The sequence below is a fragment of the Rhodococcoides corynebacterioides genome (genome assembly GCF_019834675.1).
Lineage (GTDB): Bacteria > Actinomycetota > Actinomycetes > Mycobacteriales > Mycobacteriaceae > Rhodococcoides > Rhodococcoides corynebacterioides_A.
In genome coordinates this window covers 18,924-45,299 of the sequence record NZ_JABUBU010000018.1, presented here as the reverse complement: position 1 = coordinate 45,299, position 26,376 = coordinate 18,924, and the positions used below count along the sequence as shown (strand labels likewise).

The 26,376-nt window shown below is 71.7% G+C and carries 20 protein-coding genes; 7 read left to right on the top strand and 13 right to left on the bottom strand.

The window, feature by feature from the left end:
• Window positions 1–165 precede the first annotated feature (165 nt).
• Both HQ603_RS15285 and HQ603_RS15280 read left to right on the top strand, forming a co-directional pair.
• Complete coding sequence (locus tag HQ603_RS15285) at window positions 166–1,512, top strand: NAD(P)/FAD-dependent oxidoreductase (RefSeq protein ID WP_308126560.1); 1,347 nt, start codon at window positions 166–168, stop codon at window positions 1,510–1,512.
• 137 nt (window positions 1,513–1,649) lie between these two features.
• Window positions 1,650–3,104, top strand: a complete 1,455-nt coding sequence (locus tag HQ603_RS15280) for an Hsp70 family protein (protein ID WP_222685523.1) — start codon at window positions 1,650–1,652, stop codon at window positions 3,102–3,104.
• Between the two features lie 87 nt (window positions 3,105–3,191).
• On the opposite strand, the gene HQ603_RS15275 is transcribed toward HQ603_RS15280, so the two are convergent.
• Genes HQ603_RS15275 through HQ603_RS15265 form a run of 3 tightly spaced genes read right to left on the bottom strand, consistent with a single transcriptional unit; the run spans window position 3,192 to window position 5,716 of the window.
• A complete protein-coding gene (locus HQ603_RS15275) occupies window positions 3,192–3,743 on the bottom strand; it encodes a YdcF family protein (protein ID WP_222685521.1) in 552 nt (183 codons plus the stop codon).
• 6 nt (window positions 3,744–3,749) lie between these two features.
• Window positions 3,750–5,387 carry a sugar transferase gene (locus tag HQ603_RS15270; protein WP_222685519.1) on the bottom strand — a complete coding sequence of 546 codons (1,638 nt, stop codon included), beginning with the start codon at window positions 5,385–5,387 and terminating at the stop codon, window positions 3,750–3,752.
• The gene (locus HQ603_RS15265; protein WP_308126559.1) at window positions 5,384–5,716 is read right to left on the bottom strand and encodes an acyl carrier protein; all 333 of its coding nucleotides are present in this window, start codon (window positions 5,714–5,716) and stop codon (window positions 5,384–5,386) included. The genes HQ603_RS15270 and HQ603_RS15265 overlap by 4 nt, the downstream gene beginning before the upstream one ends.
• A 228-nt stretch (window positions 5,717–5,944) precedes the next feature.
• On the opposite strand from HQ603_RS15265, the gene HQ603_RS15260 reads away from it, so the two are divergent.
• Together HQ603_RS15260 and HQ603_RS15255 are read left to right on the top strand one after the other, a co-directional pair.
• Window positions 5,945–6,700: a GNAT family N-acetyltransferase gene (locus HQ603_RS15260; protein WP_222685518.1), complete on the top strand. Its 756-nt coding sequence runs from the start codon at window positions 5,945–5,947 to the stop codon at window positions 6,698–6,700.
• Window positions 6,701–6,958: 258 nt separating this feature from the next.
• Window positions 6,959–8,179, top strand: coding sequence for a glycosyl hydrolase family 28-related protein (locus HQ603_RS15255; protein ID WP_261773904.1), 1,221 nt, complete (start codon window positions 6,959–6,961; stop codon window positions 8,177–8,179).
• 7 nt (window positions 8,180–8,186) lie between these two features.
• Here HQ603_RS15255 and HQ603_RS15250 read toward each other — a convergent pair whose 3' ends face one another.
• The 8 genes from HQ603_RS15250 to HQ603_RS15215 form a co-directional block, all read right to left on the bottom strand.
• Window positions 8,187–9,545, bottom strand: coding sequence for a glycoside hydrolase family 55 protein (locus tag HQ603_RS15250; protein WP_222685515.1), 1,359 nt, complete (start codon window positions 9,543–9,545; stop codon window positions 8,187–8,189).
• On the bottom strand, window positions 9,542–11,248 hold the full coding sequence (locus HQ603_RS15245) for an alpha/beta hydrolase (RefSeq protein WP_222685513.1): 1,707 nt from the start codon (window positions 11,246–11,248) through the stop codon (window positions 9,542–9,544). The genes HQ603_RS15250 and HQ603_RS15245 overlap by 4 nt, the downstream gene beginning before the upstream one ends.
• Window positions 11,245–13,209 carry a Wzz/FepE/Etk N-terminal domain-containing protein gene (locus HQ603_RS15240; RefSeq protein ID WP_222685511.1) on the bottom strand — a complete coding sequence of 655 codons (1,965 nt, stop codon included), beginning with the start codon at window positions 13,207–13,209 and terminating at the stop codon, window positions 11,245–11,247. Before HQ603_RS15240 ends, HQ603_RS15245 begins: the two co-directional genes overlap by 4 nt.
• Window positions 13,200–14,588, bottom strand: coding sequence for a hypothetical protein (locus tag HQ603_RS15235; protein WP_222685509.1), 1,389 nt, complete (start codon window positions 14,586–14,588; stop codon window positions 13,200–13,202). The genes HQ603_RS15240 and HQ603_RS15235 overlap by 10 nt, the downstream gene beginning before the upstream one ends.
• A complete protein-coding gene (locus HQ603_RS15230) occupies window positions 14,585–15,589 on the bottom strand; it encodes a CgeB family protein (RefSeq protein ID WP_222685508.1) in 1,005 nt (334 codons plus the stop codon). The genes HQ603_RS15235 and HQ603_RS15230 overlap by 4 nt, the downstream gene beginning before the upstream one ends.
• Entirely contained in the window at window positions 15,586–16,857 is a 1,272-nt protein-coding gene (locus HQ603_RS15225) for a lipopolysaccharide biosynthesis protein (RefSeq protein ID WP_371831062.1), read from the bottom strand. Before HQ603_RS15225 ends, HQ603_RS15230 begins: the two co-directional genes overlap by 4 nt.
• Before the next feature lie 67 nt (window positions 16,858–16,924).
• On the bottom strand, window positions 16,925–18,121 hold the full coding sequence (locus tag HQ603_RS15220; RefSeq protein WP_222685506.1) for a glycosyltransferase family 4 protein: 1,197 nt from the start codon (window positions 18,119–18,121) through the stop codon (window positions 16,925–16,927).
• Entirely contained in the window at window positions 18,118–19,182 is a 1,065-nt protein-coding gene (locus HQ603_RS15215; RefSeq protein WP_222685566.1) for a glycosyltransferase family 4 protein, read from the bottom strand. The genes HQ603_RS15220 and HQ603_RS15215 overlap by 4 nt, the downstream gene beginning before the upstream one ends.
• 495 nt (window positions 19,183–19,677) lie before the next feature.
• Between HQ603_RS15215 and HQ603_RS15210 the strand changes: the two genes are divergently transcribed.
• From HQ603_RS15210 to HQ603_RS19150, 3 genes are all read left to right on the top strand, one after another.
• Entirely contained in the window at window positions 19,678–20,802 is a 1,125-nt protein-coding gene (locus HQ603_RS15210) for an Hsp70 family protein (protein WP_222685503.1), read from the top strand.
• Window positions 20,803–20,886: 84 nt separating this feature from the next.
• Window positions 20,887–21,867 carry a DUF1839 family protein gene (locus HQ603_RS15205; protein WP_308126558.1) on the top strand — a complete coding sequence of 327 codons (981 nt, stop codon included), beginning with the start codon at window positions 20,887–20,889 and terminating at the stop codon, window positions 21,865–21,867.
• Window positions 21,864–24,266 carry a glycosyl hydrolase 2 galactose-binding domain-containing protein gene (locus HQ603_RS19150; protein WP_222685502.1) on the top strand — a complete coding sequence of 801 codons (2,403 nt, stop codon included), beginning with the start codon at window positions 21,864–21,866 and terminating at the stop codon, window positions 24,264–24,266. The genes HQ603_RS15205 and HQ603_RS19150 overlap by 4 nt, the downstream gene beginning before the upstream one ends.
• On the opposite strand, the gene HQ603_RS15195 is transcribed toward HQ603_RS19150, so the two are convergent.
• Together HQ603_RS15195 and HQ603_RS15190 are read right to left on the bottom strand one after the other, a co-directional pair.
• Window positions 24,253–25,200, bottom strand: coding sequence for an amino acid--[acyl-carrier-protein] ligase (locus HQ603_RS15195; RefSeq protein WP_222685500.1), 948 nt, complete (start codon window positions 25,198–25,200; stop codon window positions 24,253–24,255). The two genes, HQ603_RS19150 and HQ603_RS15195, sit on opposite strands and share 14 nt — an antisense overlap.
• 1 nt (window position 25,201) lies before the next feature.
• Entirely contained in the window at window positions 25,202–26,374 is a 1,173-nt protein-coding gene (locus HQ603_RS15190; RefSeq protein ID WP_222685499.1) for an acyl-CoA dehydrogenase family protein, read from the bottom strand.
• Window positions 26,375–26,376 lie beyond the last annotated feature (2 nt).

Below are 26,376 nucleotides of genomic sequence, written 5' to 3'. Positions count from 1 at the left end.
ACAGCGCGACGAGTAACCCGACTCCGCCCGAAGCGTACCGAAACCTGACAGTTGGATCGCTAATCGGGGAAAAGCGTTACACGCGCGCACGCGGTCGTGGTGCAACCGCCCGCGGGCGGGGTACACACCCACGCACCGTCCGCGAAACCGAGGAGGATGACCAGGGTGACCGCCCAGCAGACCGATCCCGAGGCCGACCGGCTCCCACGTCGTCGCCCGTCCGTCGTCGTCGTCGGGGGCGGATTCGGCGGGCTGTACGCCGCCCGCCGCCTGCGCCGGATCGACGGCGACGTCACCCTGCTCGACCGCGGCACCTCGCACGTGTTCCAGCCGCTGCTCTACCAGTGCGCGACGGGCCTGCTGTCCGAGGGCGCCATCACCTCGCCGCTGCGGCACCTGCTGCGCAAGCAGAAGAACACTCACGTGGCGCTGGGGGAGGCGTCGGGCATCGACCCGGAGAACCGCACCGTCACCGCGACGCGCATCGACGGGTCGACGTTCGAGCTGCGCTACGACCACCTGGTGGTCGCCGCCGGCATGCGGCAGAGCTACCACGGTCACGACGAGTTCGCGCAGTACGCGCCCGGCATGAAGACGGTCGACGACGCCCTGGCGATCCGTCGCAAGCTCATCAGCGCGTTCGAGATGGCGGAATCGCTCCCCACCCCCGAGGAACGACGCCCGTGGCTGACGTTCGCGGTGTCCGGCGGCGGCCCCACCGGCGTGGAGATCGCCGGGCAGATCCGTGAGCTCGCCACCCGCGCGCTCGAGAACGAGTTCCGCGCGATCGACCCCGGTGAGGCGCGGGTGCTGCTGTTCCACGGCGGTGACCGGGTGCTCGAATCGTTCGACGCGCGGCTCTCGGCCAAGGCGCAGAAGACTCTCGACGCGGTGGGCGTCGAGACGCACCTGGGCGTCCACGTCACCGACGTGCGTGCCGACGCCGTCGAGGTGACCACCAAGAAGGACAAGAAGGTCACCACCTACGACACCCGCACCGTGCTGTGGACCGCGGGCGTCGAGGCCGTGCCCTTCGCCGCCACTCTCGCCCGCGCGCTCGGCGTGCAGCAGGACCGCAGCGGCCGCATCCCCGTCCAGCCCGACCTGTCCGTCGCCGGTCATCCGAACATCTACGTCGTGGGCGACGTCAGTGCGCTCAACGATCTGCCGGGCGTCGCCGAGGTCGCGATGCAGGGCGGCCACCACGCCGGCGCGATGATCGCCAAGTCGCTGCAGGGCGAGCGTCGCTACTCGACCCCCTTCAAGTACCGGGACCTGGGCTCGGCCGCGTACATCGCGCGTCGCCACGCCCTGCTGCAGGCCGGCCCGATCCAGCTGTCCGGTTTCGCCGGGTGGGCGGCGTGGGGCGCGATCCACATCGCGTTCCTCTCGGGCCGACGCAACCGGGCCGGCACCTTGATCAACTGGGCGGCGACGCTGGCGTCCGGGACGCGTCGGGAACGCGCGGTGACCTTCGGCGATCCCGAGACCGCACGCCAGCCGTACACCTGAGCCGAACCGGGTCAGCGGTTCGCCGGGTGGGCCGAAAACCGTCCGGGTGACGCTCAGGCGGGAGTTTCGTTACACTCTCGACCGGTAAGCAGCGCCCGCGGTCGGGTCCGCTGCACGCGAACTGCTGAAGGCGGCTGATGAGCTCGGTTCTCGGTGTGTCCGTGGGCACCAGTGCGGTGCGCATGGCCAGTCCCGTGCGCGAGGTGCACGCGGGCGCGGCCGCGCGCTTCCGGCACCGGGTCATCGACACCACCTTCGACCCGGCCGAGCAGCTCGCGGCCCAGTCCATCGGCGAGGTGCTCGCCGATCCGGGCATTCCCGATCCCATCGCCGCCACCGGCGTCGCCTACCGCGACGACGCGCAGGCCGGCGCCGTGGCCAAGGCGATGGCCCGCCAGCACATCGCGAACTACCGCCTGGTGCCCGAGGTCCACGCCGCGATCAACTTCCTCCGCACCACCGGTGACCTGGACGGTCTGCACACCGTCGCGTTGTACGACCTCGGCAGTTCCGGCCTGTCGGTCACCGTCGTCGACCTCGACACCGGCGCGGTGCTGGCGTCCGAGCGCAGCTTCGTCGTCAGCGGCAACCTGTTCGACGCCCTAATCCGCGACAACCAGATCGGTCGCCAGCAACCAGGTGCCGACGGCGTCGACGAGCGGGAGTTCGAGGCCCGCTGCCGGGTGGCCAAGGAGCAACTGTCCGCCAACGGCGCCGTGTGCATCCCCGGGATGGGCGGCCTGATCCTGCTGTCCCGCGAGGCGTTCGACGCGATGGCGGCGGTGCCCGTCGAATCGTCGGCGCGGCTGACCCGCGACGTCGTCGCGCGCGCCGGACGGCCGGTCGACGCCCTGGTCCTCGTGGGCGGCGGCGCGCGGATCCCGCTGGTGCAGGAGACCCTCGCGTCGTGGGTGGGGCTGCGCACCATCACGCCCGACGAGCCCGAGCTGGTGGCCGCCAAGGGCGCGGCCCTGTCGGCGACGCCGGTGGAGAACGCCCCGACGCTCGCCGCCCCGCCGGTCTCGGCTCCCGCCCCCGTCCCGCCGGCGTCGGCTCCCGTCCCCGATTTGGTTGCGCCCCCGCAGGATCCGGCGCCGGTCGAGCCGACCGCTGAGGTGCCCCGGCCGAACGAGATGGCCTACAGCGAGGTCGCCGACCCGCGCTCGGCGGAGACGCCGGCCTGGTTGTCCGGGGACAGCGGGGTGACGTCGTCGGACGGGTATCGACGACGGTCCAAGGTGCCGTTGATCGCCGCGCTGGGCCTCGCGATCGCGGCTGCGGCCGGTCTCATCCTCGGCTACGGCGGCACCACCGCGCAGCCGGTGGACGACGCGTCCAGTGGGTCCGACACGACGTCGACCACGACGGCCGTGACCACCACCCCGCGGCCCACGACGACCACCACCACGTCGCCGCCCCCGTCGTCGACGACCACGCCGCCGCCCGTCGTCGAGGACTCGGCGCCGGTGTACGACGAGCCCGCTCCGGCTCCGGCGCCCGCGCCGGCTCCGCCGCCGCTGATTCCGGGTCTGCCGCAGTTCCAGCTGCCGCCGCCGATTCAGTTGCCCCCGTTGGTGCTTCCGCGGTTCTGACGCGACTGGGCGCAGTCGCTGCGATCGTGTCATCCGACGCGAGCGCCGTAGCCCCCCGACGACGCCACCGACGAGGTGGCGCCGCTGCTACGGCGTTCGCGCCGGTGTGCACTCGCTGTCGAGTGCGGCCTTGAGGTATCCGGCGGTCTGGTAGACGTAGCTCCACGCCCACTCGGCGACATTCTGCGAGGTGGGGTTGGCCACCATGGTGACGCGACCGGAGAAGCACTGCTCCACGATGTAGCGCGCGCGGGACAGGTGCGGGATGTAGGTGACGACGATGATGTGGTGCCAGTCGTTCTCCGCGGCCAGCGTCGCGATCTCCTCGGCCTCACCCTTGGTGGAGTAGGGGTCCGGGAGGAAGCAGCTGACCTTCACGGAGTAGTCGCCGTCGCAGATCTGTTGCATGCGAACGTCGTCCGGCCCGACGGAGTTGGACAGCACCACCTGCGGCGCGTAGCCGCTCTCGGCGAGATCGATGCCGTAGTGGAAGCGGGCGTAGGGCTCACCGCCGAGAACGACGACGGCGTCGGCGGGCTCGGGGGAGTCGACTTGAGGGTGGACGTAGACGGGCCAACCCGCGAGAACCAGCAGCGCGAGCAGAGCCGTGCACGCCACCACGAGGCGGCGAAATGTCATGGCCGATCAACCACCGGTCCGCCGGAGCACGGCCATGACCGTGCGCAGGAGAATCTTCACGTCCAGCCAGAGCGACCAGTTCTCGATGTAGTAGTTGTCGTAGAGGGCGCGGTCCTTCAGCGACGTGTCGCCGCGCAATCCGTGGACGGCCGCCCAGCCGGTCAGACCACCCGGAACACGGTGCCGCGCACTGTAACCGGGGATCTCGGTGGCGAACTTGTTCACGAAGTGCGGGCGCTCCGGACGCGGACCGACCAGGTCCATGTCGCCCTTGACCACGTTCCACAACTGCGGGAGCTCGTCCAGCGACGTCTTGCGCAGGTACCGGCCCAGTCGACCGATGCGCTGGTCCTGCGAGATGTTCCACGTGGTGTCGGACTCCTCGCGGGACTCCGGCTTCATCGAGCGGAACTTCAGGCACTCGAACACGCGGCCGTCCGCCGTGACGCGGATCTGCCGAAACAGCACGGGCGCCGAGGGATCGCTGATCCGTACGGCCAGCGCCACCGCGATCAGCACGGGCGCCAGCACCACCATCGCGAGGGCGGCGAGGATGCTGCTGAGCACGCGCTTGACGCCCCACGCGAGGGACCGGTGGACGTCCCGCCGGATGCGCACGAGGGGAATGGCGTGGAGGCGATCCATGTCGCCGGTGACCGACACGAACTCGAAGAGCCGGGGGACGACGAAGATCTCGCAGTCCATCCGGTCGCACTCGCGCAGCAGGGTGAGCAGCGCGGACTCGCGCATGGCCGAGAACGCGATGACGACGGTGTCGATCTGGCGCACCGAGATGTAGGCGCGCAGCTGGTTGGCCAGCGGCTCCACCGGAATGTGGCTGGCGACGATGGCCGGCATCGGCGAATCGTCCAGCAGCGCATGGGGAGCGAGACCGTGCTCGGGGTAGGCCTGCATGCTCTCGACCAACTGGCCGGCCACCATGCCGCTGCCGATCACGACGGTCCGGCGCTGGAAGCGTGCCGACCGGCGCAGGCGCCGGGTGACCACGTAGGAGAGCTGCCGCGCCACGACCATCGCGGCGAGCACGGCGCCCGCGACGCCGGCGGCGCCGCCGACCGACGTGCTCGGGGCGGTGATGACGACGGCGATGAGCGTGACCACGGCGACCGTCGTGGCCATCCGCGGGAGATCGTCGAGGGCCGACAGCGTCAGTCGCTGGCGACGCTGGTGCGGGAACACCACGGCCAGCACCACCAGGAAGGCGAGAAGAAGGTTGTTGCCCGCGAACGGCACCACCGCGAGCGTGGCCGTCAGCGCGGCCGTCTCGAGCAGCACCCCGAGCACGCCGTTGAGATGGAGGGCGAACCACCGCGTCCACCGGCTGCGCGGCGCGGGCATGCCCGGGCGCAGGGGGATGGGCTCCGCGACCCGACGGTCCTCGCCCTCGCCGATCTCCGGCAGGGGTGAGCCGAGCCGGTGCGTCGCGCGGTCCCGGCCGGCGGGATCGGTACGCGTGGTGGGTGCGCCGGGTGCGGCGCTCTCGTACCGGGCTTCCTCGGCACGACGGGCGAAGCGCGGCAACAGGTTGTCCGGCTCGAAGGTGGCGCGGCCGGTCTCTGACTCGGCGTCGGCGGCGGAGTCGGAGAGACGGATGGGCGTGGTGTCGGAGTGCGACGTGGTCATCGACGGCTTCCCGGCACGGCGACGGCCGAGGTGTCCAGGCCGCCGCGGCCTTCCTGCACGCGAGCGAGTGCAGCGCGAATGGTGGCGATCGAGGAGAAGGTGGACTTGCGGAGCAGCGCGTCCGGGAACTCGACGCCGATGGCGTCCTCGAGGTCGACCAGCAGGGCGACGCTGGCGTGCGAGGTGAGACCGGCGTCGAACAGATCGTCGGTGTCCGCGAGCGTCCAGGCGTCGACGGGAAGTCGACCCGCGCGCTGCAGCGAACTCCGCACGAGGTGATCGTGGGAGGCAGCGGGGGCGTCGTTCGGTGCGGGCGCCGACTGCGTCACGGGGCTCACTCCTTGCCTGCGAAGTACCTGGGACCGTGAAGGTCCGCTGATCGGATCCGCCCGCCGACGGCCGTCTGCGCCCCGCGGCGACACCCGTCGACGACCGGTGAGAAACTGATGCGGTCCGCTGCTGCGGAGCGCCTCGGTCGTCACGGGGAACTATATACGAGTCGTTTCCATACCGCACGAAGGTTTCCGGCCCCGAGAAGGAACCGATACGCTGTCGAGGTGTCCGTTGTGTCCGATCTTCACCGCATCCGCCGCGCCTTCGGCGAGTCAGCCGCTCCGTGGGCCGTCGCGTCGCACGAGATGGGCGATCACCACTGGCTCGCGTTCAGCGGTGCGCAGCAGATCGACTACAACATTGCGCTGGTGCACGGCGGTGACGTGCGCGTTCTGGTCACCGAGGCCAAGGACGCGCTCGCGAGCCTGGGCGTTCCCGGTCTGATCATGCTCGCCGGCGAAGGCCTGTCCGGCGCCCAGGTGTTGGCCGACGCGGGGTGGGTCGCCGCGCGCGCGATGCCGCTCATGCGGCGCGCCGCCAACGCGGGTGTCGCCGCCGACAGCGTGCGCGAGATCACGCCGGCGGACCTGCCCCGAACGCGCGAACTGGCCGCCGACGCCTTCGGGCTCGGCCGCGATCTGGCCGGGGCCGTCTTCACCGAGGATCTGCTCGCCCGCGACGACGTCGTGTTCGGCGGACTGTGGGAGGACGACGCGATGGTGTGCTGCGGTCTGCTGTGCCGGGCCGAGGGCATCTCGGTGGGATGGACGCTGGCGACGGAGCCGTCGCGTCAGCGGCACGGTCACGCCACCCGGCTGGTCGCGGGCGTCAAGCACCTCGATGCCGGCGTACGCGGTCCCACCGAGGATCTGTGCCTGGCGTCGATTCCCGGTGCACCGCTCTACGAGCACATCGGATTCGAGCGTCTCGAGCACTGGCAGGTGTGGACGCGGCCCCGCTGGATGCTCGGAGCGTCCTGACCGCCCGCCTCGGCCGATCTCGGTAAGTTTCCGGCTCGCCCCGGCCGAAACGGGGCGCAGGTCCGGCGCAGCGCGAGTTGTCGATCGCGGCGGTCGGTCTGTTTGCGCCGCATGTGTTTTCGCTCATAGCGCGTTCGGCGAGTCGCGCGCCGACGCCGTCCGCCCGGTGCTTGTCTGTGCCCGGGGTGAACGGGGGCTGTGGCATCCCGATCGGGTGAGCGAGGAGATTCCATGGTGGGTGCAGGGCGTACGGACAGGATGGGGCGTCGGTCGCTGCTCGTCGGCGGCGTGGCGGCGGGGGTGGGCGCGGCCGCCCTGGTCGGCGGCGCGTCGCGCGATCCGGTGGCCGTCGAGATGACCGCGGGCGAGACCGATCCCGGCTCGCTGCTCGGCTGGGTCAGCGTCAAGGCGGCACCGTTCAACGCGCAGGGCAACGACCAGGCGGACGACACGGCTGCCATCGCGGCGGCGTATTCCGCAGCGCAGCAACAGCGGCGGCCGCTGTACTTCCCGCCGGGCGAGTACCGGGTGCGCTCGCTCCCGCAGTTCGACAACTACGCCACCGTCTTCGGGGCCGGCGCGGATCTGACGACGATCATCCACGCCTCGTCCGGCGCGCTGCTGACGCTCGAGGACAAGCAGCGGGTGGCGATCAAGAACCTCGGCATCTTCTCGCTGGACCCCAACTCGACGGCCGTGGTCCTCGACCACTGCTTCCGGTGCTCGTTCGACTCGGTGGTCTTCCGCGGCAACCACACCTCGGGCAGCCACCCGAAGTTCCTGCCGCAGCGCGGCCTGTCGCTGATCAACAACACGGGCGGAACGTCGTTCGTCAACTGCGACTTCAACAACTACGGCACCGCGATGTCCACGACCGCGATCCAGTCCTACATCACCAACTGCAAGTTCACGACCAACTGGGTCTCCCTGCTGGGGACGGGCAACAACTTCGCGTCCGGAATGTCGCTCACCAACGTCGAATTCACCTCCGACATCAACCCGAAGACGACGTCGGTACACCTGTTGGTCGACGGGCGCGCGAACGACTGGTGGCTCACCAACGTCTGGTTCGAGGGTGCGGCCACGGCGCTGCAGATCGGCAAGTCCGGCGTGGGCGGGCCGTCGCAGTTCGGCATGGTCAACTGCAAGGTGGCCGCCCGCACCGTCGGGCTGGACCTGCTGCACTGCCGCCAGCCCTACCTGGCCAACGTGGCCTTCGACCCGGATCAGCAGTCGACACCCCGCCTGATCCGCATCGACCCGACCAACGTCCCGGAGGGCACCGCCGTCAACCTCATCACCAGTCAGGGCGCGGACTTCCCGCTCAACACCTTCCCGCGGGGGTGGTCGGTGCAGGGCCGCGGCAAGACGGTGTCCGCCGGCGGGGGACCGATCGTGACCTCCCCGGACGGCAAGAGCTGGCGGCTCACCATCTCCAACTCCGGTCAGGTGACGGGGCAGAATCTCGGGGTCATCTGAGCCGAACCTACGGCCGGGTGCGGCCGAGGGAATCGGTGCGCAGCGCCCCGTCCGTCCCGACGACCAGGCGCCAGTACCCGCCGTCCGAATCCTTCAGCACCACACCGGCTTCGGGGTCGTCGGACACCCACGTGCCGTCGGGACGGACCACCGCGGTGGTGCGTCCGTCCCGCTCGGTGCGGATCAGATCGTCGGTGCCGGTGGCGCGCGCGACGACGGTGCCGCTGTACGTCGCTCCCGCGGCGGCGCCGCGTCCGATCACCGTCCAGTCGGGCGGGAACGCCGCGAAGTCGACGTCGTCGTTCGCGCCGGAGATCAGGTTGATCGCCGTCCCGGTGGGGGTGTGCACCGGGTCGATCACCACCTCGGCGGGCGTGCTGTTCGGATCGGGATCGAGAATCACGTTGGCCAGGTACGGCTGTCGGCAGTAGCGCAGCTCGATGCACGTGGTGCGCGCGGCCACCTTGCAGTTGACCATGCCGAACTGCGACGGCCCGCCGACGTCCGGGGACCCGACCGAGACGGCGACGTCGGAACCCTCGAACCAGACGTTGGTGAGCCACCAGTCGTTGGCGGGTCCGTCCACCACCAGGTGCTTGTCGGTGGTGTTCCGATCGTTGTCGGAGACGAACTCGACGTTGGTCAGCGCCAGCCCGGCCGTGAAGTCCCCGCCCGTGCCGAGGACGCCGACCCGGTTGCTGGTGAACTTCGACGCCGTGACGTAGTTCTGGATGGTCCGGGTGGTCAGGCCGATCCCGAAGTTGTTGATGTCGCAGTTGGTCAACGTGGTGCCGCCGGTGTTGTCGGACAACACGATTCCCCGCTGCTCGACGAACTGCGGGAACGTCGCCGACGAGTGGTTGCCCCGGATGGTCACCGAGTCGAAGGAACAGCGGAAGCACCCGGCCAGGACGATGCCGGTGGCCGTCGGACCGGTCAGGAAGAACCCCATCCGGCGGAAGTTCACCCGCTGGGCGTCGCGCAGCTCGATCAACGTGCCGTTCTGCTCGTACAGCACGGTGGTGACGTCGGCGCCGTCCCCGGACAGGGTGGCGTAATCGGGCATGGCCGGCCACGACGTCACGCGGTACGTGCCCGTCGGCAGGTACACGGCGGTCGGCCCGGTCAGCCCGTCGAACGCCCGCGCGATCGCGGCGGTGTCGTCGGTGGTGCCGTCGCCGGTGGCGCCGAAGTCACGGACGTTGCGGGCCGCGGGGGCGTCGCCGATGGAGGCGTTGGCGAATTCCGCCGGGTCGGACCCGCCGGCGCCGTCGTCCCGCGCACACGCCGCGGCCACCAACGGCAGCGACGCGGCTCCGAGGCCGCCGAGCAGCAACCGCCGGCGATCGAATCCGGAGTCGGTCATGCGGAGAGCGCCCCGTCCCGCTGGTCCTCGGTGACCGACAGCGCCCGCAGTACGGCATCGGTCACCGCCCCCCGGAACGTGTGGTGGAAGCCGGAATGGTCCCCGACCCCCACGGCGACGACGGACGGAACCCGGCCACGGCGCGCGAGCCGGCGCATCCCCTCCTCGCCGCGCTGGTCGACGAACCACCGATGGTCCGCGGGCGCGAGCACCACGGTGGTGTCCACCCCGCGGGCGACGAGCGTGCGCAGCAGCACCTCGGGCACCTGGGTGATGCCGCGGCGACCGAGCAGCAACCACGCCGGGTACGGAAGATGCTTCTGCAGCGCGAACTTCACGCGCGCCCGCGGCGTCTTCTGCCACTCCGGATCGGTGCGGGGCACCCCCATCGTCGCCGGATCGACGGCGCCGACCGCCGATTTCTTCTGCCGCCAGCTCCACCCGATGGCGTTGACCAGGACCACGGACCCGGCCCCCGTGCGACTCGCCGCGTACGCCGCGTTCCACGACCCCGAGCAGATGCCCGACAGCACCACGCGGCGGGCGTCGTCGTGCGCCGCGCGGGTCGCGGTCACGACGTCGTCGGCACCCTCCGGGGAGTAGATCGGGGTGTGCTCGTTCGCGGTCACCGGACCCGTCTCGCCGGCGCCGCGGCGGTCGTAGCGCAGCGCGGTGCGGCCGGACGAGGCTGCGCGACGGGCGGAGTCGACCCACAGGCGCGCCGGCCCGATGCGGGTGTCGTTGGCCGTCGCGCAGAACACGACGGCCGACTCGGCGTCGCGGCCGTCGCCGGCCCCGTCCGGTGTGGTCCGGATGGCGAACAGGCCGTGCTCGCCGAGCGACTCGATGGTCTCGACGACGCTGCCTCGGTCCGTCGGCACGGTGGCGGTGCGGCGCGGGGTGAAGGACACGGCCGCGGACGGCTCGGCGTCGTGCACCTCGTCGAGGGCGGTGACGACCAGGCGCACGGCCTCGGCCGGGATCGGCACGAGAAAGCTCGCGGGCGAGACGAAGTCGGCCATCGGACCCACGTCGAGCACGCGGGCGTCGGCCGCCGCGAGGATCGAGGACAGCCGCGTTCCGGCGCCCCCCTCCCGCACGGCCGCGATCCAGGTGCCGACGTTCGGGGCACTCGCGGTCAGGCTCAGCGCGGACAGGTCCGCGGCGGCTTCCCGCGCGAGGGTCTGGCCGATGGTGTGGAGGTCGCTGCTCTCGCTCGACGTCGGATCCGAATCCGACCCGACGCCCAGGCGGTAGAGAGCCTGCTGCTCGCGGACGTACCCGCGCCCGCGCGCGATCGGATCCCACAGCACCACCGCGTGCAGGGGTCCGAGGTCGGCGGCGACGTGATCGAGCAGCAGCGATCCCGCCCGCAGACCGACGGCCGACACCACGGGGCACCCGAGACCGCGGAGCAGCTCGACGCCCTCGACGATGCTCGACGACCACCGCGCGAGCGCGTCGGGCGCGTCCTGCTCGCCCGCCGAATCACCCACGCCCGCATAGTCGAACCGCAGTACGGCGAACCCGGCCGCCGTCAGCTCCTGCGCGAGGAACTTCATCCCGCGGTAGGTGTCCACGTGTTCCTTGCCCATCGGCGGGCACAGCAGCACCCCGGCGCGTGCGCGTCCGTCGTCCGGGAGGTGCACCACCCCGAAGAGGGGGCGATCCGCTCCGCCGAACCAGGTCGGTGACGTGCTCATGGACGGAAGACTCCTTCGTGGTGCGCCCGGCTGTCCGTGGTGTCGGTGTCGGTGTCGGTGGTGGTGTCGGTGGTTGCGGTGGTGCTTCTCGAGCCGGAGCCGCGGTCCGCCTTGTCCCGCCCTCCGACTCCGCGCGAGCGCATCCGCTGCAGCGACGTCGACGACGGCGCGGTCCGCTTGGGTGCCACGCGGGTGGGGGCCGACTCCTCGGGCTCGTCGACCTCGCTCGCGCCGGCCGGCTCGTCGTCGGTCGCGGCGTCGGGGGTCCCGGAAGTCTCGGCAGTGTCGGCGGTCCCCGGCGTCCCGTCGGGATCCGACGCCGAGGCCTCGGGCGCGACCGGCTCGTCCGAACCGGCTGCGCGCTCCACGTCGTCACGCCCGTGATCGACGACGGTCAGTCGATCCGTCACGGCGTCGGCGGGCGACCCGGCGTCGCGGTAGTCGCGGTCACCGTCCCACTCGTCGTCGCGCTGGTCGTACCGGTGGTCCCGGTAGTGGTCGGTGTCCGACCCGCCGTCGTACCGCTCGGTGCTGTAGGCGTTCTCGTCGGGCGTGGAGTCGGGCGCGGGCGTGGCCGGTCGGCGCACGGCCGGTGCGGGCGGGGCCGCCGGCGTCGCGGGGGACAAGGTCTCGGCCGCGGCGTCCGGTCCACGACGACGCAGCAGCGACGGCGAGAAACGGCTGGTCGGGCGGTGGGGCACCAGGATGGTGCCGGCCACGGACGCGCCGATGTCGCGCAGCTCGGTGAGCACCTCTTCGAGGTCGGCGACCGTGGTGGTGCCGGCCTCGACGACGACGACGGCGTGGTCGGCGTGGGCGGCGAGCGCGAGAGCCTCGGTGCCGTCGGCGGTTCCGGTGGCGTCGACCAGCACGTAGTCGTGATCGCCGCCGAGGTCCTGCAGGATCGTGGCGAAGCGGGGGGAGACGACGAAGGTGGCGGTGTCGTCGTCCACCCGGCCGAGCGGCAGCACGCGCAGCGCGTCGACCTGCGTCGGGCGGATGAGGTCCGCGGCCGAGCGGCGGTGGTGCGCGAGGTCCGCGACGCCGGGCATCGGAGACGGACGCATCCGGGACGAGATGCCGCCGCCGGAGGTGCTGGCGTCGACCATCAGGGTCGACTTGCCGAGCACGGCGAGCGCGCGGGCCACGGGGAGCACGGTGTCGGACGCCCCCGCCGAGCGCGGGCGCGACGACGCGGCCGTCGACCCGACGAACACCACGACGCGCGGAATGGACTCGGCGAGCACACCCTCGAGCCGGAGCGCGACCCGTCGGGTGTCGGTGGTGCGGGAGGACGCCTCGACGCCGCCGAGGAAGTGCGTGGTGCTCAGCGCCGCGACCTGGCCGGTGGTGCGGATGCGCTTGTCCAGCCGGTCGCGCAGGAACGCCACACCGCAGCCGAGCAGCAGGCCGACGATCATGCCCGCGGCGAGGTTCTTGGTGGGGGCGGGCCCGGCGGACGCCGACGGCGTGGTGGCCGGGTCGATCACGGTGACCTTCGCGGCGGGCGCGGCGCCCGCCTGGGTGCTCTCGAGCTCACCGACGAGGTCGCGGAACTTGGCGACGACGAGGTCGTTGATCACGCGCGCCTGGTCGGGAGTGTCGGCCGAGACGTCGACGGTCATGATGACCGTGGCGGGTGCGAAGGTCGCCGTGGTGCGGGAGGCGAGTTCCTCCGGCGTCGTGTCCAGCGAGAGCTCGGTGATGACGTCGTTCATCACGCGATCGCTGGTGACCAGGTCGACGTACGACGTGATGCGTTGCTGCGCAGCCATTCCGCCCTGGTAGGAGTCGGCGACCGACGTGCCCGTCGCCATGGTCACGTACATGCGGCTCTGCGCGGTGTACGAGTAGGTGAGCGACGACGTGTAGGCCGCTCCGGCGACGATGCCGGCAACGACGCACGCGAGGATGATCATCCAGCGTCGTTTGGCGATGTCGAGGTAATCGTTCAGACCCATGATGGCGATCCTTTGCGTCGACTGTCGATGTCGGGGTAGTCGAATCGGGTGGGCGGTGGTACCGCCCGCGACTGTCTGCCGTACTCCCCGACCACGAGCGTCACGATCCAGACCAGGATCGCGAGTTGGAGCGATTTGCCGAGAGATTCGGTGGTGCCGAGGATTCCGCGCTCGAAGAGCACCGGGTACTCGATGAGCGTCAGCCCGAGGACCACCAGGACGAAGTGGCGCGCCGTCAGCATGCGCACCGCGACCAACACCATGACGAAGGTGAAGGTCATGGAGACCGCGACCCCGGTGTAGCCGCCGAGGACGAAGCCCTCGCTGACGTTGCCCTCGGCGAGCGAGACCGAGACGGTCCGCATGTCCACCGAGGATCCGCGAACCTGTTGTGCCCAGGCGGTTCCGGACTGGAACTTCTCCGCACCCAGGATCTGGGAGGGGATGAAGTTGAGGACGGCGTTGCGCACCACGTCGAGGTGCGAGATCCACTCCCGCCCGTTCATGAAGTACGCGTCGGTGGCCGCCTCGAGGAGGTCGAACCGGCGCAGGATCGGCAGGAACGGCTGCACCGACGCGGGGTAGCTGGCCTCGGCGAGGGCGCTGATGGCCTCGGTCTCGGGGTCGACCTTCAGCGCCTGCAGCAGTCCGAACGCGCCGATGGCGGTGACGGAGATGCCGGCGACGCCGAGCACCGTCGCGCGGGTCCACCCGATGAACGCGAAGCGCACCGCGACGGCGAGCGCCGCGCCCATGACCGGAGTCTTCGACTCCACGATCACCGTCCACACCAACTCCATGCCGAGCAGGAAGCCGAGCAGAACGGTGGTCCGCTGCCACGTCGCGGGCCGCGCGAACACGATGATTCCGAGCGCGCCGACGGTGGCCATGGTGGCGGCGAAGTCGAGCAAGGGGTTGGCGCTGGTGACCTCGCCCGCCGATCCGGCGCTGCCGGTGGCCCAGGAGACGAAACGCCCGCCGAGGCCCAGGACGTAGACGACGGCGAGGCCGCGGAAGAAGTCCGGGTCCGCCGTCGGCGCCAGCGGGGACCGCGGAACCGCGCCCCGCGAGCGCTGCCAGATCACGTACGCCACCACCAGGGCGACGTAGAACCAGAGCCCGAACATCACCGGCTTCAGCACCTCGGCGATGCCCTTGTCGTAGCCCATGGTGGCCAGGCGCGGATCGGCCAGACTGTCGGCGAACTGCGGTTCCGGCAGCACCCAGAGCAGCACGATCGGGCGGGCGACGTAGCTCAGCGACCAGTACGCGACCTGCGCGACCACGAAGACCCGCGCGACGCCGCGCAGGTGCAGGCCCGCGATCAGCAGGGCCACCAGGGCGAGTGCCGTCACCACGACGGACGTCGCGGCGGTCATCGGAGTGCCTCGACGATCTGCCGGGCCCGGTCGACGTACGCGTGACCGTCGGCGACGATGCGGGCGCGGCCGCGCTCGGCCATGTCGCGGGCCTTGTCCGGCTCGGTCGCGGTCCACGCCAGGATCTCGGCGAGCTCGTCCGGGGTGGAGAACAGCCGGCATTCGGTGCCGTCGTCGAGCAGCCGGGCGTGCTCGTGCGTGCGCTCGCCGACGAACAGTCCGCCCGCCGCGGGCACCTCGAAGGTGCGGCAGGTGTGGGTGTCGCGGTTGTCGGAGTTGAGCAGCACCAGATTGGCGCCGATCGCGGCGACCGCGTTGGAGAACTCCTCGCCGTAGACGGGGCCGCCGAGGTGCGCCGCGGTGGCCCGCAGCGCGGGCACGCGCCGCCAACCCGGCCCCAGCACGGCCATGCGCGAGCCGTGGGTGCGGGCGAGGTCGGTGACGAAGTCCCGCCGGTCGGGTCGGCACGCGCCAACGAACCCGACGGTGAACTCCTGCGGGGACCGGCGCGCGGTGGGCCGGTGCCACGCCGGGTCGTAGGCACTGAGGACGAACAGCGTCTCCCGCGCGCCGCGCTCGGCGAGCTCGGGAACGTTGTGCTCCTTGGTGGTGATCACCAGGTCCCAGTCCCGCTCGCGCCGCAGGTAGTCCGGCGTGGTGTTGTACGGGTTGGCGACGTCGTCCGGGCTGTAGTGCACGTGCAGCGCGGCGGGCAGCGCCAGCAGACGGTCCTGGTCCAGATGGACCGTGCGGAAGCAGAACAGCATGTCCGGACGGAACTCCGCCGCCGCGGCGTCGATGCGGCGGTGCAGGTCCGCGAGCACCCACGGCGCGCGGCCCCGACCGAGCTTGGCGTACACCCACGGCGGGGTCAGCCGGGTCGGCAGGGCGACGGGCGTCGTGTCGATCACCAGGACGTCGTGACCCGCCTCGCGGAACCCGTCGGCCATCGAGCGGGCGTTGCTGCCCACCCAGTCGTCCCCCAGGAAGAGAATCCTCATCGCTCGACCCCCTGCCGGACGGCGAGCGGCTCGGTGACGGCGTCGCTCGCCGCCTTCAGGCGGAGTTCGCCGCGGCGCCGCAGCATCCGCACGCGCACCAGATACCAGGTGGCCACGGCGATCTCGCAGATGAAGGTGCCGAGGACCAGCGCCCACACCGACCCGGTCGCGATGGCGGCGAGCAGCGCACCGCCGGCGAAGATCGCCCCGACGACGGCGCCGATCAGCGTGCCGCGGGTGTCCTGCTGCACCGGGAGAACGGCCGTCGTGACGAACGACGTGAGCGCGGTGAAGGGGAGGATGAACACCTGCACCCGCATGATGTGCACGGCGTCGGTGAACTCGTCGCCGAAGATCAGCGGGATCACCCACGGGGCGGCGATCCACAGGGCGACGGACACCGCCGCGGCGATGGCGACGGTGGCGCCGAGACCACGGAACGCGTTGCCCCAGAACTGATCCTCGCGTCCCCGCGCGAGCCGCGGCAACAGTCCGTAGCCGATGGCGTCGAGCAGCGACTGGAACGCCCGCACCAGCCGGTCGCTCGCGGAGAACAGGCCGAGCGACGCCGCGGAGAGGGCCACCGAGTAGAAGCTGGCCGCGCCCTGTCCGTAGCTGGTGATGAGCAGCCGCGAGGTCAGCACGGGCGCACCCATGCGCACCATGGCCAGGACGCCGTCGGGACGCGACGGTCGACCGTGCTCGCTGAGCGTCAAGCGCCAGGTGAGCACCACGTTGACCAGCGTCGAGAGCAGCAGGCAGATCATGGCGACGGACGCGCTGGGGAAGTGGGGCAGCAGACCGACCAGCAGCACGAGGTAGAGCACGCGGCCGATCGACTGGTACACCACGCCGATGCCGAACCTGGCCTCCGCCACCAGAACCCAGTCGTCGCCGAACGACGAGACGCCGCCCGCGAACAGGCCGAGCAGCACCATGTGCAGGTGCACGTGCGCGTCGACGAGCATGCCGAGCAGCAGCGCGACCCCCATGGTGGTCAGCACCCCGGCCCGCAGCGCCAGGTAGTTGCCGCGGAGGCGATTGACGTTGTCGCCGTTCATCATCGCGGCGAGGAACGTGGTGATGCCCATGTCCACCAGCAGCGCGCCGATGAAGTACGCCGACATGCCGATGGCGAGCAGGCCCAGACCCTCGGTGCCGAGGATGCGCGCGGTCAGGGGCAGCGTGACGATCGTGACCAGGTACTGCCCGTACTTGCCGAAGCTGACGAAAGCGATGTCGCGCACCGCGGCGAGGCGCGGCGGCACGCGCAGCCGACGACGCGCTGCGGGCTCGGCCCGGCCGGTCGGATCGGTGACGATGCGGTCGGTGGCGTCATCCCACACGGGACTCCCCTTCCGCGTCGGGTGTCGAACGCCCCGGCAGCGCGCGCACGGGCGCGGGCTCGCCGACGATGCGGGCGAGGAAATCCTCGACGGCACGGGCGGATTCGGCCACGTCGAACCGGGCGGCCCGCGCCGGCGCCGCCTCCGCGAGCCGGGTGCGCAGACCGCGATCGGCGACGAGGCGGTCCAGGGCCTCGGCCAGCACGGCCGGATCGCCGGCGGGCACCAGCACGCCGTCGACGCCGTCTCGGACGATCTCCGCGGGCCCACCGGGACCGGACGCCACGACGGCGCAGCCGGCCAGCATGCCCTCGACGATCACCTGACCGAACGGCTCGGCCGTGAGGGTGCAGTGCACCAGCACGTCGGACCGACTCATGTACTCGGTCGGATCGTCGACGTGCCCGGTGAACACGACGGGGACGTCGAGCGTCGCCGCGAGGTCCTCGAGCTCCGCGCGGTAGGGCTCCTCGCCGAAGAACGTGCCGCCGACCAGGTAGACCCGCTCGGGCCGAACGGTCATGCGCGCCAGCGCGTTCAGCAGCACCACGTGGCCCTTCCACGGCGTGAGCCGGGCGACGAGACACAGCACGGTGCGCTCCGGCGTCGCCTGCGCGCGGCGCAGCGGACTGCGCTCGGCGGGGTCGATGCCGGGGTACGCCACCACGGACGGGCGACCGCGCGCGGGCAGCGACTCCAGGGTGGACAGGCTGTTGGCGACGAAGCCCGCGCACACCACCCGACCCAGCAGACGCAGCACCGCAGACAGCACGGTGCCGAAGTACTCGGCCGAGATGCGATCGTGCGAATGCCACACCAGGGGGATACGAGCGCGTCGCGACGCGACGGTGCCCATCAGCAGCGCCTTGGTGGACTCGGCGACGAGGACGTCGGCGCCGCGATCGCGCGCGACGCCGCCGACATCCCAGCCGAGCCGGACCAGTCCGGTCACGCCGCGCAGCACCCGCGCCGGCGACAGGCCGCCGATGGTGACGGTGCGGCTGTCGAAGGCGCCGTCGACGACGACGGTGTCGATGCCGTCGGCGCGCACGCGCTCGACCATGGGGCCGTACTCGGTGAAGGCCACCGTGACATCGGTGTCCCGCATGGAGCGGACCAGTCGGTGCAGGGCGATCTCGGCGCCCGACGGGGCCGCGGTGTGGGCGAGGAACAGTGCTCGGGTCACGACGCCACCTCCCGGTAGAGATCGACGTGGGCAGCGGCGGCGGCGTCCCAGGAGAAGCGCTCGGCGTGCGCGCGGCAGGCCTCGGCGCTCGGGACGACGCCGTCGAGAGCGGTGACGAGCCGGGCCGCGAGTGCGTCCGCGTCCCCGGCGGGAACCACCAGCGAGGGGTCGAGACCGGCGACGGCGTCGGGCAGGCCGCCGCAGTCGGTGACCACGGGCGGGCAGCCGACGGCGCACGACTCGAGGGCGATCAGGCCGAACCCCTCGAGCGCGACCGTGGGGACCACGGAGACGGTGGCGGCGGCGTACAGCGCGCTCAGCCGAGCGTCGTCGACCCGGCCGAGGAACTCGACGGACGACGACGCGGGGGACGCCTGTGCGCGCGTGCGCAGCGCCGCGTCCTGCGTGCCCTCGCCGACGATCAGTAGCTGCGCGTCGGGATGCGCCGCGACGACCGCGGGCCAGGCGTCGATCAGGCGGTCGATGCCCATGCGGTTCTCGAGCCGCCGCACGCACAGCACCGTGGGGCGATCGGACCGGCGTTCGGCCGGGACGGTGAAGCGATCCAGGTCGACGCCCGGTGCGATCACGCGGATACGGGCGTCGTCGACGCCGTAGTCGGTCCGCAGCAGGCGCGCCGAGTGATCGGAGAGGACCACGAACCGGTCGATGTCGAGGAAGCGCAGCCGCTCGACCCAGTACTTGGCGCGCACCGCCGCCGGGCTCTCGCCGGACGCCGCGCTCTCCGCGGCCCACGGGCCGTGGAAGTGGGCGACCGACGGCAGCCGACCGCGACGGCCGACGGCCGGGCGGCCGAACAGACTGAAGTGGCGGTCGACGACGGTGGACGAGCTCAGGCCGCGATCATCGCGGAGCGATGTCCACACGCGAGCCACCGTGGAGCCGGAGCTGGGCCCCCACGAGTGCCCACCAGCGGCCGCGCTCCCGAAGGCCGAGGCGCTGACGCGGACGTCCGACCGGCTGTGCAACGCCTGGAACAGGTCGGTGAAGTAGCGGTTCAGTCCGCCCGGGCTGGTGGCGAACCAGTCCGCACCGGTCATGTGTACCTGCACCGTCGGTGTGGCCGTCACGGATGCGGAGGTCATCGGGGTCCATAGCCTTCCTGTCTGTCGTCGGTGTGCGTCCTTGCTCGGACGCACACGGCGTGGTCGCCTGCACCGCGGTTTCTGTGACGTGGAACCAGAACGAGTCCGATTCCGGGGTCGGATGCGGGCAGTGCCGGCAACGGGGTGCGCCCCGCCCGTGACCCGCTGCTCCGGCCCCGCTCGGAGCAGCACGTTCGGGGCGTGTGATCGACGACGTCGCCGCTGTCACGGCCTCGACGACCCGGTCGCGCTACGCACTACCAGGCAGTAAGGTGTGATCCGGTCGTGTTTGTGACCGAAAACGACGTCGCAGTACCCTATTGCTGGCTTTAACATACCGGAAGAATCTTTTGTCCGCCATGACGCTCGGAGAGACCGCTTTGCCGGTCGCCCGCCGAGCACCGGTCCGGGAGAGTTGTGAGAGATGACAACGCGAGTGGAGTCGCGCTGATGCGAGAGACGGTCGACGCACCGATCGACGCATCGGCCGATGCCCCGGCGCTCTCCGAGAGCTCTGCCGTCCCGGCGGGTGCGGGATCCGACCGGCTCGACTGCGCCACGGTGGTGGTCCTCGACTTCGGACGCACCGGAACCGACGTGACCGTCGTCGGGGTGGACGAGGACCGCGTGGTCGACGAGGCGCGGTGGACCGCACCCAGCGGCGACGCGTCCGACCTGATCGTGCTCGACCATCTCCGCGCGCAGGGCATCCTGGGACCGCGCGAGGGCGACCACGAATCCCCGGAGATCCTCACGTTCTGCCGCTCGGTCAAGGAGTCCCTGTCGACGGCCACCGCGGCGAGGACGCCCGCGTCCGGTCCCGACGGGCCCGTCACCCTCATCACGCGCGCGGACTTCGAGGCCGCTCTCCGACCGACCGTCGAGGACCTGCTGGACGGGGTGGACGCGCTGGTGCGCGGGGCCGGTCGGGAGCCCGAGGCCGTGGTGCTCACCGGCGGCGGTGCGACCGTGCCCCTGATCCGTGCGTTGGTGGAGGACCGGCTCGGTCCGATTCTTCCGGAGGCGTCGGAAGCAGTGGGGTCGTCGGAGGCCCTGCGGGCGTCGGGGGAGTCGGGGGACTCGGGGGCGCTGGAGCTGGTCGGGGGGAGTGCGCCGGACGAGACTGTCGAGAAGACCGAGCCGGCGCCGCACGAACCGGCGCCTCACGAACCGGAGCCGGAGCCGACTTCGGCCGCGTACTCGGCCGTCGAGCGTGTCGAGCCTGTCGCCCCCGGCGACCGCGTTTCGCCCGACGACGCCTCCTGGGACCTGCTCGACGAGCCGGCGCCCGCGCCGGAACGACGGCGGCTGCTGACCGTCGCCCTGGTGCTGGCGTTGATCGTGGTCGCGGTCGGTGCGGCCGCGTGGGCGTACCTGGGCACGGCCGCGCCGGCAGACGGGAGCGACGGCACCGCGCCCGCGCCGCCGTCGCTGTCGGAGTCGGCGGCGCCGTCCGGGTCCACGGCGGCCACCACCGGCGCGCCGGACGACGAGGACGCCGAGGACGCCGACGGGGACGGCTACCCGGACAGTTGGGGCGATGCGATCGTGCCCCGGACGGACACGCTCAACTAGGGCTCACAGCCGAACCGCGCAAGCCGAACCGCGCATGCCGAACGACGAGTGTCGGGGGACACGACAGAGGAACGAGGACAGACGGTGCACACCACGACCCCCCTCCTGGCCGGTCTCGACCCGCGGACGTACCGACCGCACGCCGTGCACACGACGGACCGCATCTGGTCGGAGACCAACTGCTACGTCGATCTGTGGATCGAGGTGCTGCACGCGTCGGACGTCGATCCCGTCCCGGCGGCGTCGTTCGTCCTCGGCGCGGGTTTCGACGGTCGCCAGTGGGACTTCGTGAAGTACCAGCCGGAGGACCTGCGGCGGCTGCACGGCATCGAGGTGAACGAGATGAACGTGTGGAAGCCGTTCGCGGAGCACCTGATCGAGAACATCGAGGACGGGGTGGCCAGCACGGTGGAGGTGGACGCCTTCCATCTGCCGGACACCGCGGGCGTCTCGTATCGGCTGCAGCACACCAAGACCACCGTGGTGCCCACCCGCATCGACCGGGCGGCGCGCGAGATGGACTACTTCCACAACGCCGGGCTGTTCCACCTGTCCGGTGACGACTTCGACGGGGTGCTCGGCCTCGCCGTCCCGGACGGGGCCGTCGCCCTTCCGCCGTACCTCGAGCGGATCACCGCCGAGGACGGGGAGATTCGCACCGATCCCACCGAGGACGATCGCGATCTCGACGTCGCCCGCACGCACCTCCGACGCGCCGGGACGGACAACCCGGTGGCGGGGCTGGCGCAGCGGGTGGTCGACGACGTGGAGTGGATCCGCGAGGCCGGTCCCGACGCGTTCCATCTCTGGTCCTTCGGCACCCTGCGGCAGTGCGGGGCCACCGCGGAACTCGCGGCCGATGTGGCGACGTACCTCGAGGGTCGTGGCGTCCACGGCGCCGGCGCCGCGGCGGAGCCGTTCCGGGCCGTGGCGACGGGCGCGAAGTCGGTGCAGTTCCGCATGGCCCGCGCGGCGCGTGGCCGCGCCGTCGACCCGCGAGAGCCGTTGGACGCCATGGCCGCACAGTGGCAGCAGGCCGTCGACACGCTGCGCGCCGCGCTGTGACCACCGGGCTCGTCGCGGCGGAGTGGACCGTCTGCCGGACGGACGCCGGCGCGGTCGACGTGCCGCCCGGCCCCGAAGTGGTGCGATACCCGGCGCGCGTGCCGGGGACGGTCGCCGAGGCCCTGCGCGACGCCGGCCACCCGGTTCCCGCGGCCGACGACCTCGACGGCGCCGACTGGTGGTTCGAGACCACGCTGACCGTGACCGCGGAGGCGACGCGGCTGGAGTTCGACTCCGTCGCCACCGTCGCGGAGGTTCTGGTGGACGGTGAGCGGCGGGCGTCGAGCACCTCGATGTTCGTCCCCGTCGTCGTCGATCTCCGCGAGTTCGCCGGCCGCACGGTGTCGGTGGCGGTATGCTGTCGAGCGCTCACCCCGTCCCTGCGCCGGCGTCCGCGCGGGCGGTGGCGCTCGTCGATGATCGCGCAGCAGGGGTTGCGCTGGGTGCGGACGACGATGCTGGGACGGGCGCCGGTGTTCGCCGGTGCGCCGGTTCCGGTGGGCATCGTCCGCGACGTGCACTTGGTCCCGGCGACTCCCCGCCTGCACGTCCGGGGTCGTGTGGTGGACGGCCGCTGCGAGATTCACGTGACCGGCCACGCGGAGGCCGACGTGACCGTCGCGATCGGGGGCGACCGCTACCCGGTGGCCGTGAACCCGTCCGGCGCGGTCGACGCCGTGGTCGAGGTCGGGGAGCGCGAGCGTTGGTGGCCCCACACCCACGGTCGGCCCGTGCTGCACGACGTCACCGTGGAGTCCGCCGGTACCCGCGTCACGACGCGCGTGGGGTTCCGCTCCGTCGAGTTCGACCCGCCCCGCGCCGGAGAGGCATTGCGCGTCAACGGCATTGTCGTCCACGCGCGCGGCGGCTGCTGGGTCCCGCTGGACCCCGTCTCGCTGCGCACCGACTCCGCCGCCCTCGAGGCCACACTGGACGACGCGATCGCGTCCGGCACCAACCTGATTCGACTGACCGGCACCATGCTGTACGAGACGCCGGAATTCCACGCGCGGTGCGCCGAGCGCGGCGTCATGGTCTGGCAGGACGTCATGCTCGCCACCGTCGACCCGCCGGACGACGACGACCACGCCGCGCAGGTTGTCGCCGAGATCCATGCGGCCCTGGCGTCGTCCGGGCCCGCCACCGTCGTCGTCAGCGGGGGGAGCGAGACCTACCAGCAGCCGACCATGCTGGGTCTCGCCGCCGACGATGCCCGTATCCCCCTGCTGGACACGGTGATACCCGACCTGCTGGCGTCGTCGTATCCCGATCTGGCGTACGTCCCGTCGTCACCGTCCGGTGGGGACCTGCCCACGCACGGGCGCGCGGGCGTCGCGCACTGGTTCGGGGTGGGCGGCTACCTCCGGCCGCTGTCCGACGTCCGGACGGCCGGGGTGCGCTTCGCGGCCGAGTCGCTCGCCTTCGCGATTCCGCCCGAGCGACGCGCGGTGGACACGCACTTCGGCTCCGCCCACCCCGCCGGGCACGATCCCCGGTGGAAGGCCGCGGTGCCGCGCGACCGGGGATCGTCGTGGGACTTCGAGGACGTGCGGGATCACTACGTACGCACCCTGTTCGGCGTCGAGCCGTCGCTGGTGCGCCGCGACGATCCGGAGCGGTACCTCGACTACGGACGGGCCGCCGTCTGCGAGGCCACGGCGGCGGTGCTGGGGCACTGGCGCCGCCCGGATTCCGAGTGCGGCGGGGCGCTGGTGCTCACGCTGCGGGATCTCATGCCCGGCGCGGGTTGGGGGTTCATCGACTCCGACGGGGGAGTGAAGGCCCCCTGGTACGTGCTGCGCCGAGTGCACGCGCCCACCACCGTGCTGGTGTCCGACGAGGGGATGGACGGGCTCACCGTGCACGTCGTCCACGACGGGCCCGATCCGTTGCGCGCCGCGGTGGAGGTCCGCGCGGTGGGGCGCACGGGCACGGTGGTGGCCGACGGGACGTGGCCGGTGGACCTGCCCGGGCACGGCAGTGCCGGCACGTCGGTCGACGCGATCCTGGGCCGCTTCACCGACGCGACGCACGCGCATCGCTTCGGTCCGCCGGTGGCGGACGCGGTGGTGGTGAATCTGGTGCAGGACGGACGCACTCTCGCACGCTCGGTCACGCTGGTGGGCGCACCAGCCCTGCCCGTGCAGAACTCGGTGGGGCTGTCCGCCGCGGTGGAGCCGTCCGAGGACGGCGCGTGGCGGCTGGAGATCACGGCCGAGTCGGCCGCACAGCACGTGTGCGTCGACGTCGACGGTTTCCGGCCGTCCGACAACTGGTTCCACCTGGCGCCCGGTGTTCCGCACACCGTGACGCTGGTGCCGACCGGACGTGCCTCCGCACCGCGGGGGCACGTCCGGGCGATCAACAGTCTGACGCGAGCGGCGATCAAGCCGGCCTGAGGGCCTCCGGCCACCGGGTGACGTCGAGCCCGTGGGTGCGGAACATGGCCAGCGCGATGCGCTCCATGCCGAACCCGACGCAGGCACTGTGGGCTTCCCCGCCCTCCGCGGTGCGGATGTCGAAGGTGTGGCCGAAGTGCTCACGGTGGCAGTTGCAGGACACCACGGCCGTGCCCTCGTCGAGGTCGCCGTAGAGCCGCACCACCAGCTCGGTCTTGAGGTTCTCGTTGCGCTGGTTCGCCGCCAGCATGCGGCCTGCGCGACCGAAGAACGGATCGTTGGCGATCACCGGTGAGGCGTCGAGACCGAGCTGCTCGAGGACGGCCTGTCCCCGCTCGATCCACGACTCCCGGTGTTCCACGGCCTGATCGGGGGTGCCGACCTGGACGAACTCGTGCATCCGGAACGCCTGCATGCGTGCCGGGTCCACCGCGGGCTCGTGCCGGAAGCAGTAGCCGTAGACGTCCAACGTGGTGCCGCCGGCGGGGAGATCACCGGTGAGCATGGAGTACGCCGGGTGGCATGCCGCGGACACCAGCATGGTGCCGGCGGAGTCCAGGAAGTGATCCCAGTCCTCCCCGGCCGAGCGCGCCGCCAGCAACTCCGCGTGCGCGCGGTTGTCGCCGGAGAACGTGGTGATGGCTCCGGTGAGGTTGGGGAACGACGCGATGTAGTCCGTCTTCTCGAAGGACTCGCGGGGGAAGACGGGCGGGAACCGGAAGCGCTGCGCGGAGCTGCCGTGGGCTGCGCGTCCGGCGGCGCGGACGGCGGTGTCGATGACGTCGATGACGTCCTCGAACACCCCGGAACGTCCGTAGAGGCCGTCGAGCGAGCTGCGCACCAGCAAGCCGGCGTCGACCAGCCGGTCGCGGAACTCCGCGCGGGCGAGATCGAGATCGGACAGTGCGGTCTCGCGGTCGAGGGTGGAGGTCATGTCACAGCCCCCCGCCCGGCACGCCCTTGTGCACCAGCGTGAGCTGGGCGTTGTGGGCCAGGATGCGCTCGTTGCTGACCATGATGGCCGAGCCGTGCGAGTCGCGGAGGTGACGGCTCATCCGCAGGTCACTGTCCTCCCGGTAGCCGGCGATGCCGCAGATGAGCAGCGCGCGGGCCACGATGTCGATGAGCAGGTTCGACGCGGTGACCTTGACCGAGTTGATCGACAGCGCGAACCCGATGGAGCCCAGGAACCGGGCGTCGTCGGCGTGCGCGTCGAAGGTGGTCGCCGCCGTGTGCACGGTGTCGTGCAACTGCTGGTGTACCACCATGAGCTCGGCCAGGCGGGCCGCCGCGGGCGGCGTGACGCCCGGCGTCTTGCGGGCGGCCTTCTGCACCGACGTCCGAGCTTTGCGCACGGCGGCGTCGGCGATGCCCGTCCACGCGCCGCCCCACAGGACGTGAGCCGACGGCAGCATCGACTGCGCCGAGATGTCGGCGTAGGGCGCGGGGACCACGTGCTCCGCCGATCCCGTCGCGTGCAGCATGAAGCCGGGGCTGCAGGTGCCGCGGAAGCCCATGGTGTCCCAGGTGCCGGTCTTCTCCAGCGTCAGGTCCTCCCGCAGCGCGGCCACGAGCACCTGATCGCTGGGGGCACTGTCGACGGAGCGGCGCGCGGTGACCAGTACGACGTCGGCGTACTCGCCGTAGGAGATCACGGGCGCGTTCTTGGTGAGCCGGTACCGGTCACCGTCGTACTCCACGGCGCAGCCGCTGGTGCGGACGTCGCCGCCGATGTTGATCTCGGTGGTGGCCGACGCGACCAACAACTGCTCGCTGACGATGCGACGCAGCAGGTCGGCGAGGGCGGGCGAGGTCAGCCCGTGGCGCGACAGGCTCAGCACCTGCGTGTGGTGCATCGCGAAGATCATGGCGGTCGAGGCGCAGGCGCCGCCGAGAGCGCGGGCGACCCGCGCGAGGTCGGTCAGCGAGTAACCGCCGCCGCCCAGCGAGGCCGGGATCGACGCGGACAGCAGGCCGGCGGAGCGCATCGCCGCGACGGACTCCGCAGGGAAGCGGGCGTCACGGTCGACGGCGTCGGCGTGCTCCGCGGCGACGGCGACGACGTCCTCGACGGACAGCGCGTGAGTGGGGCGTTCGAGGGTGGTCACGG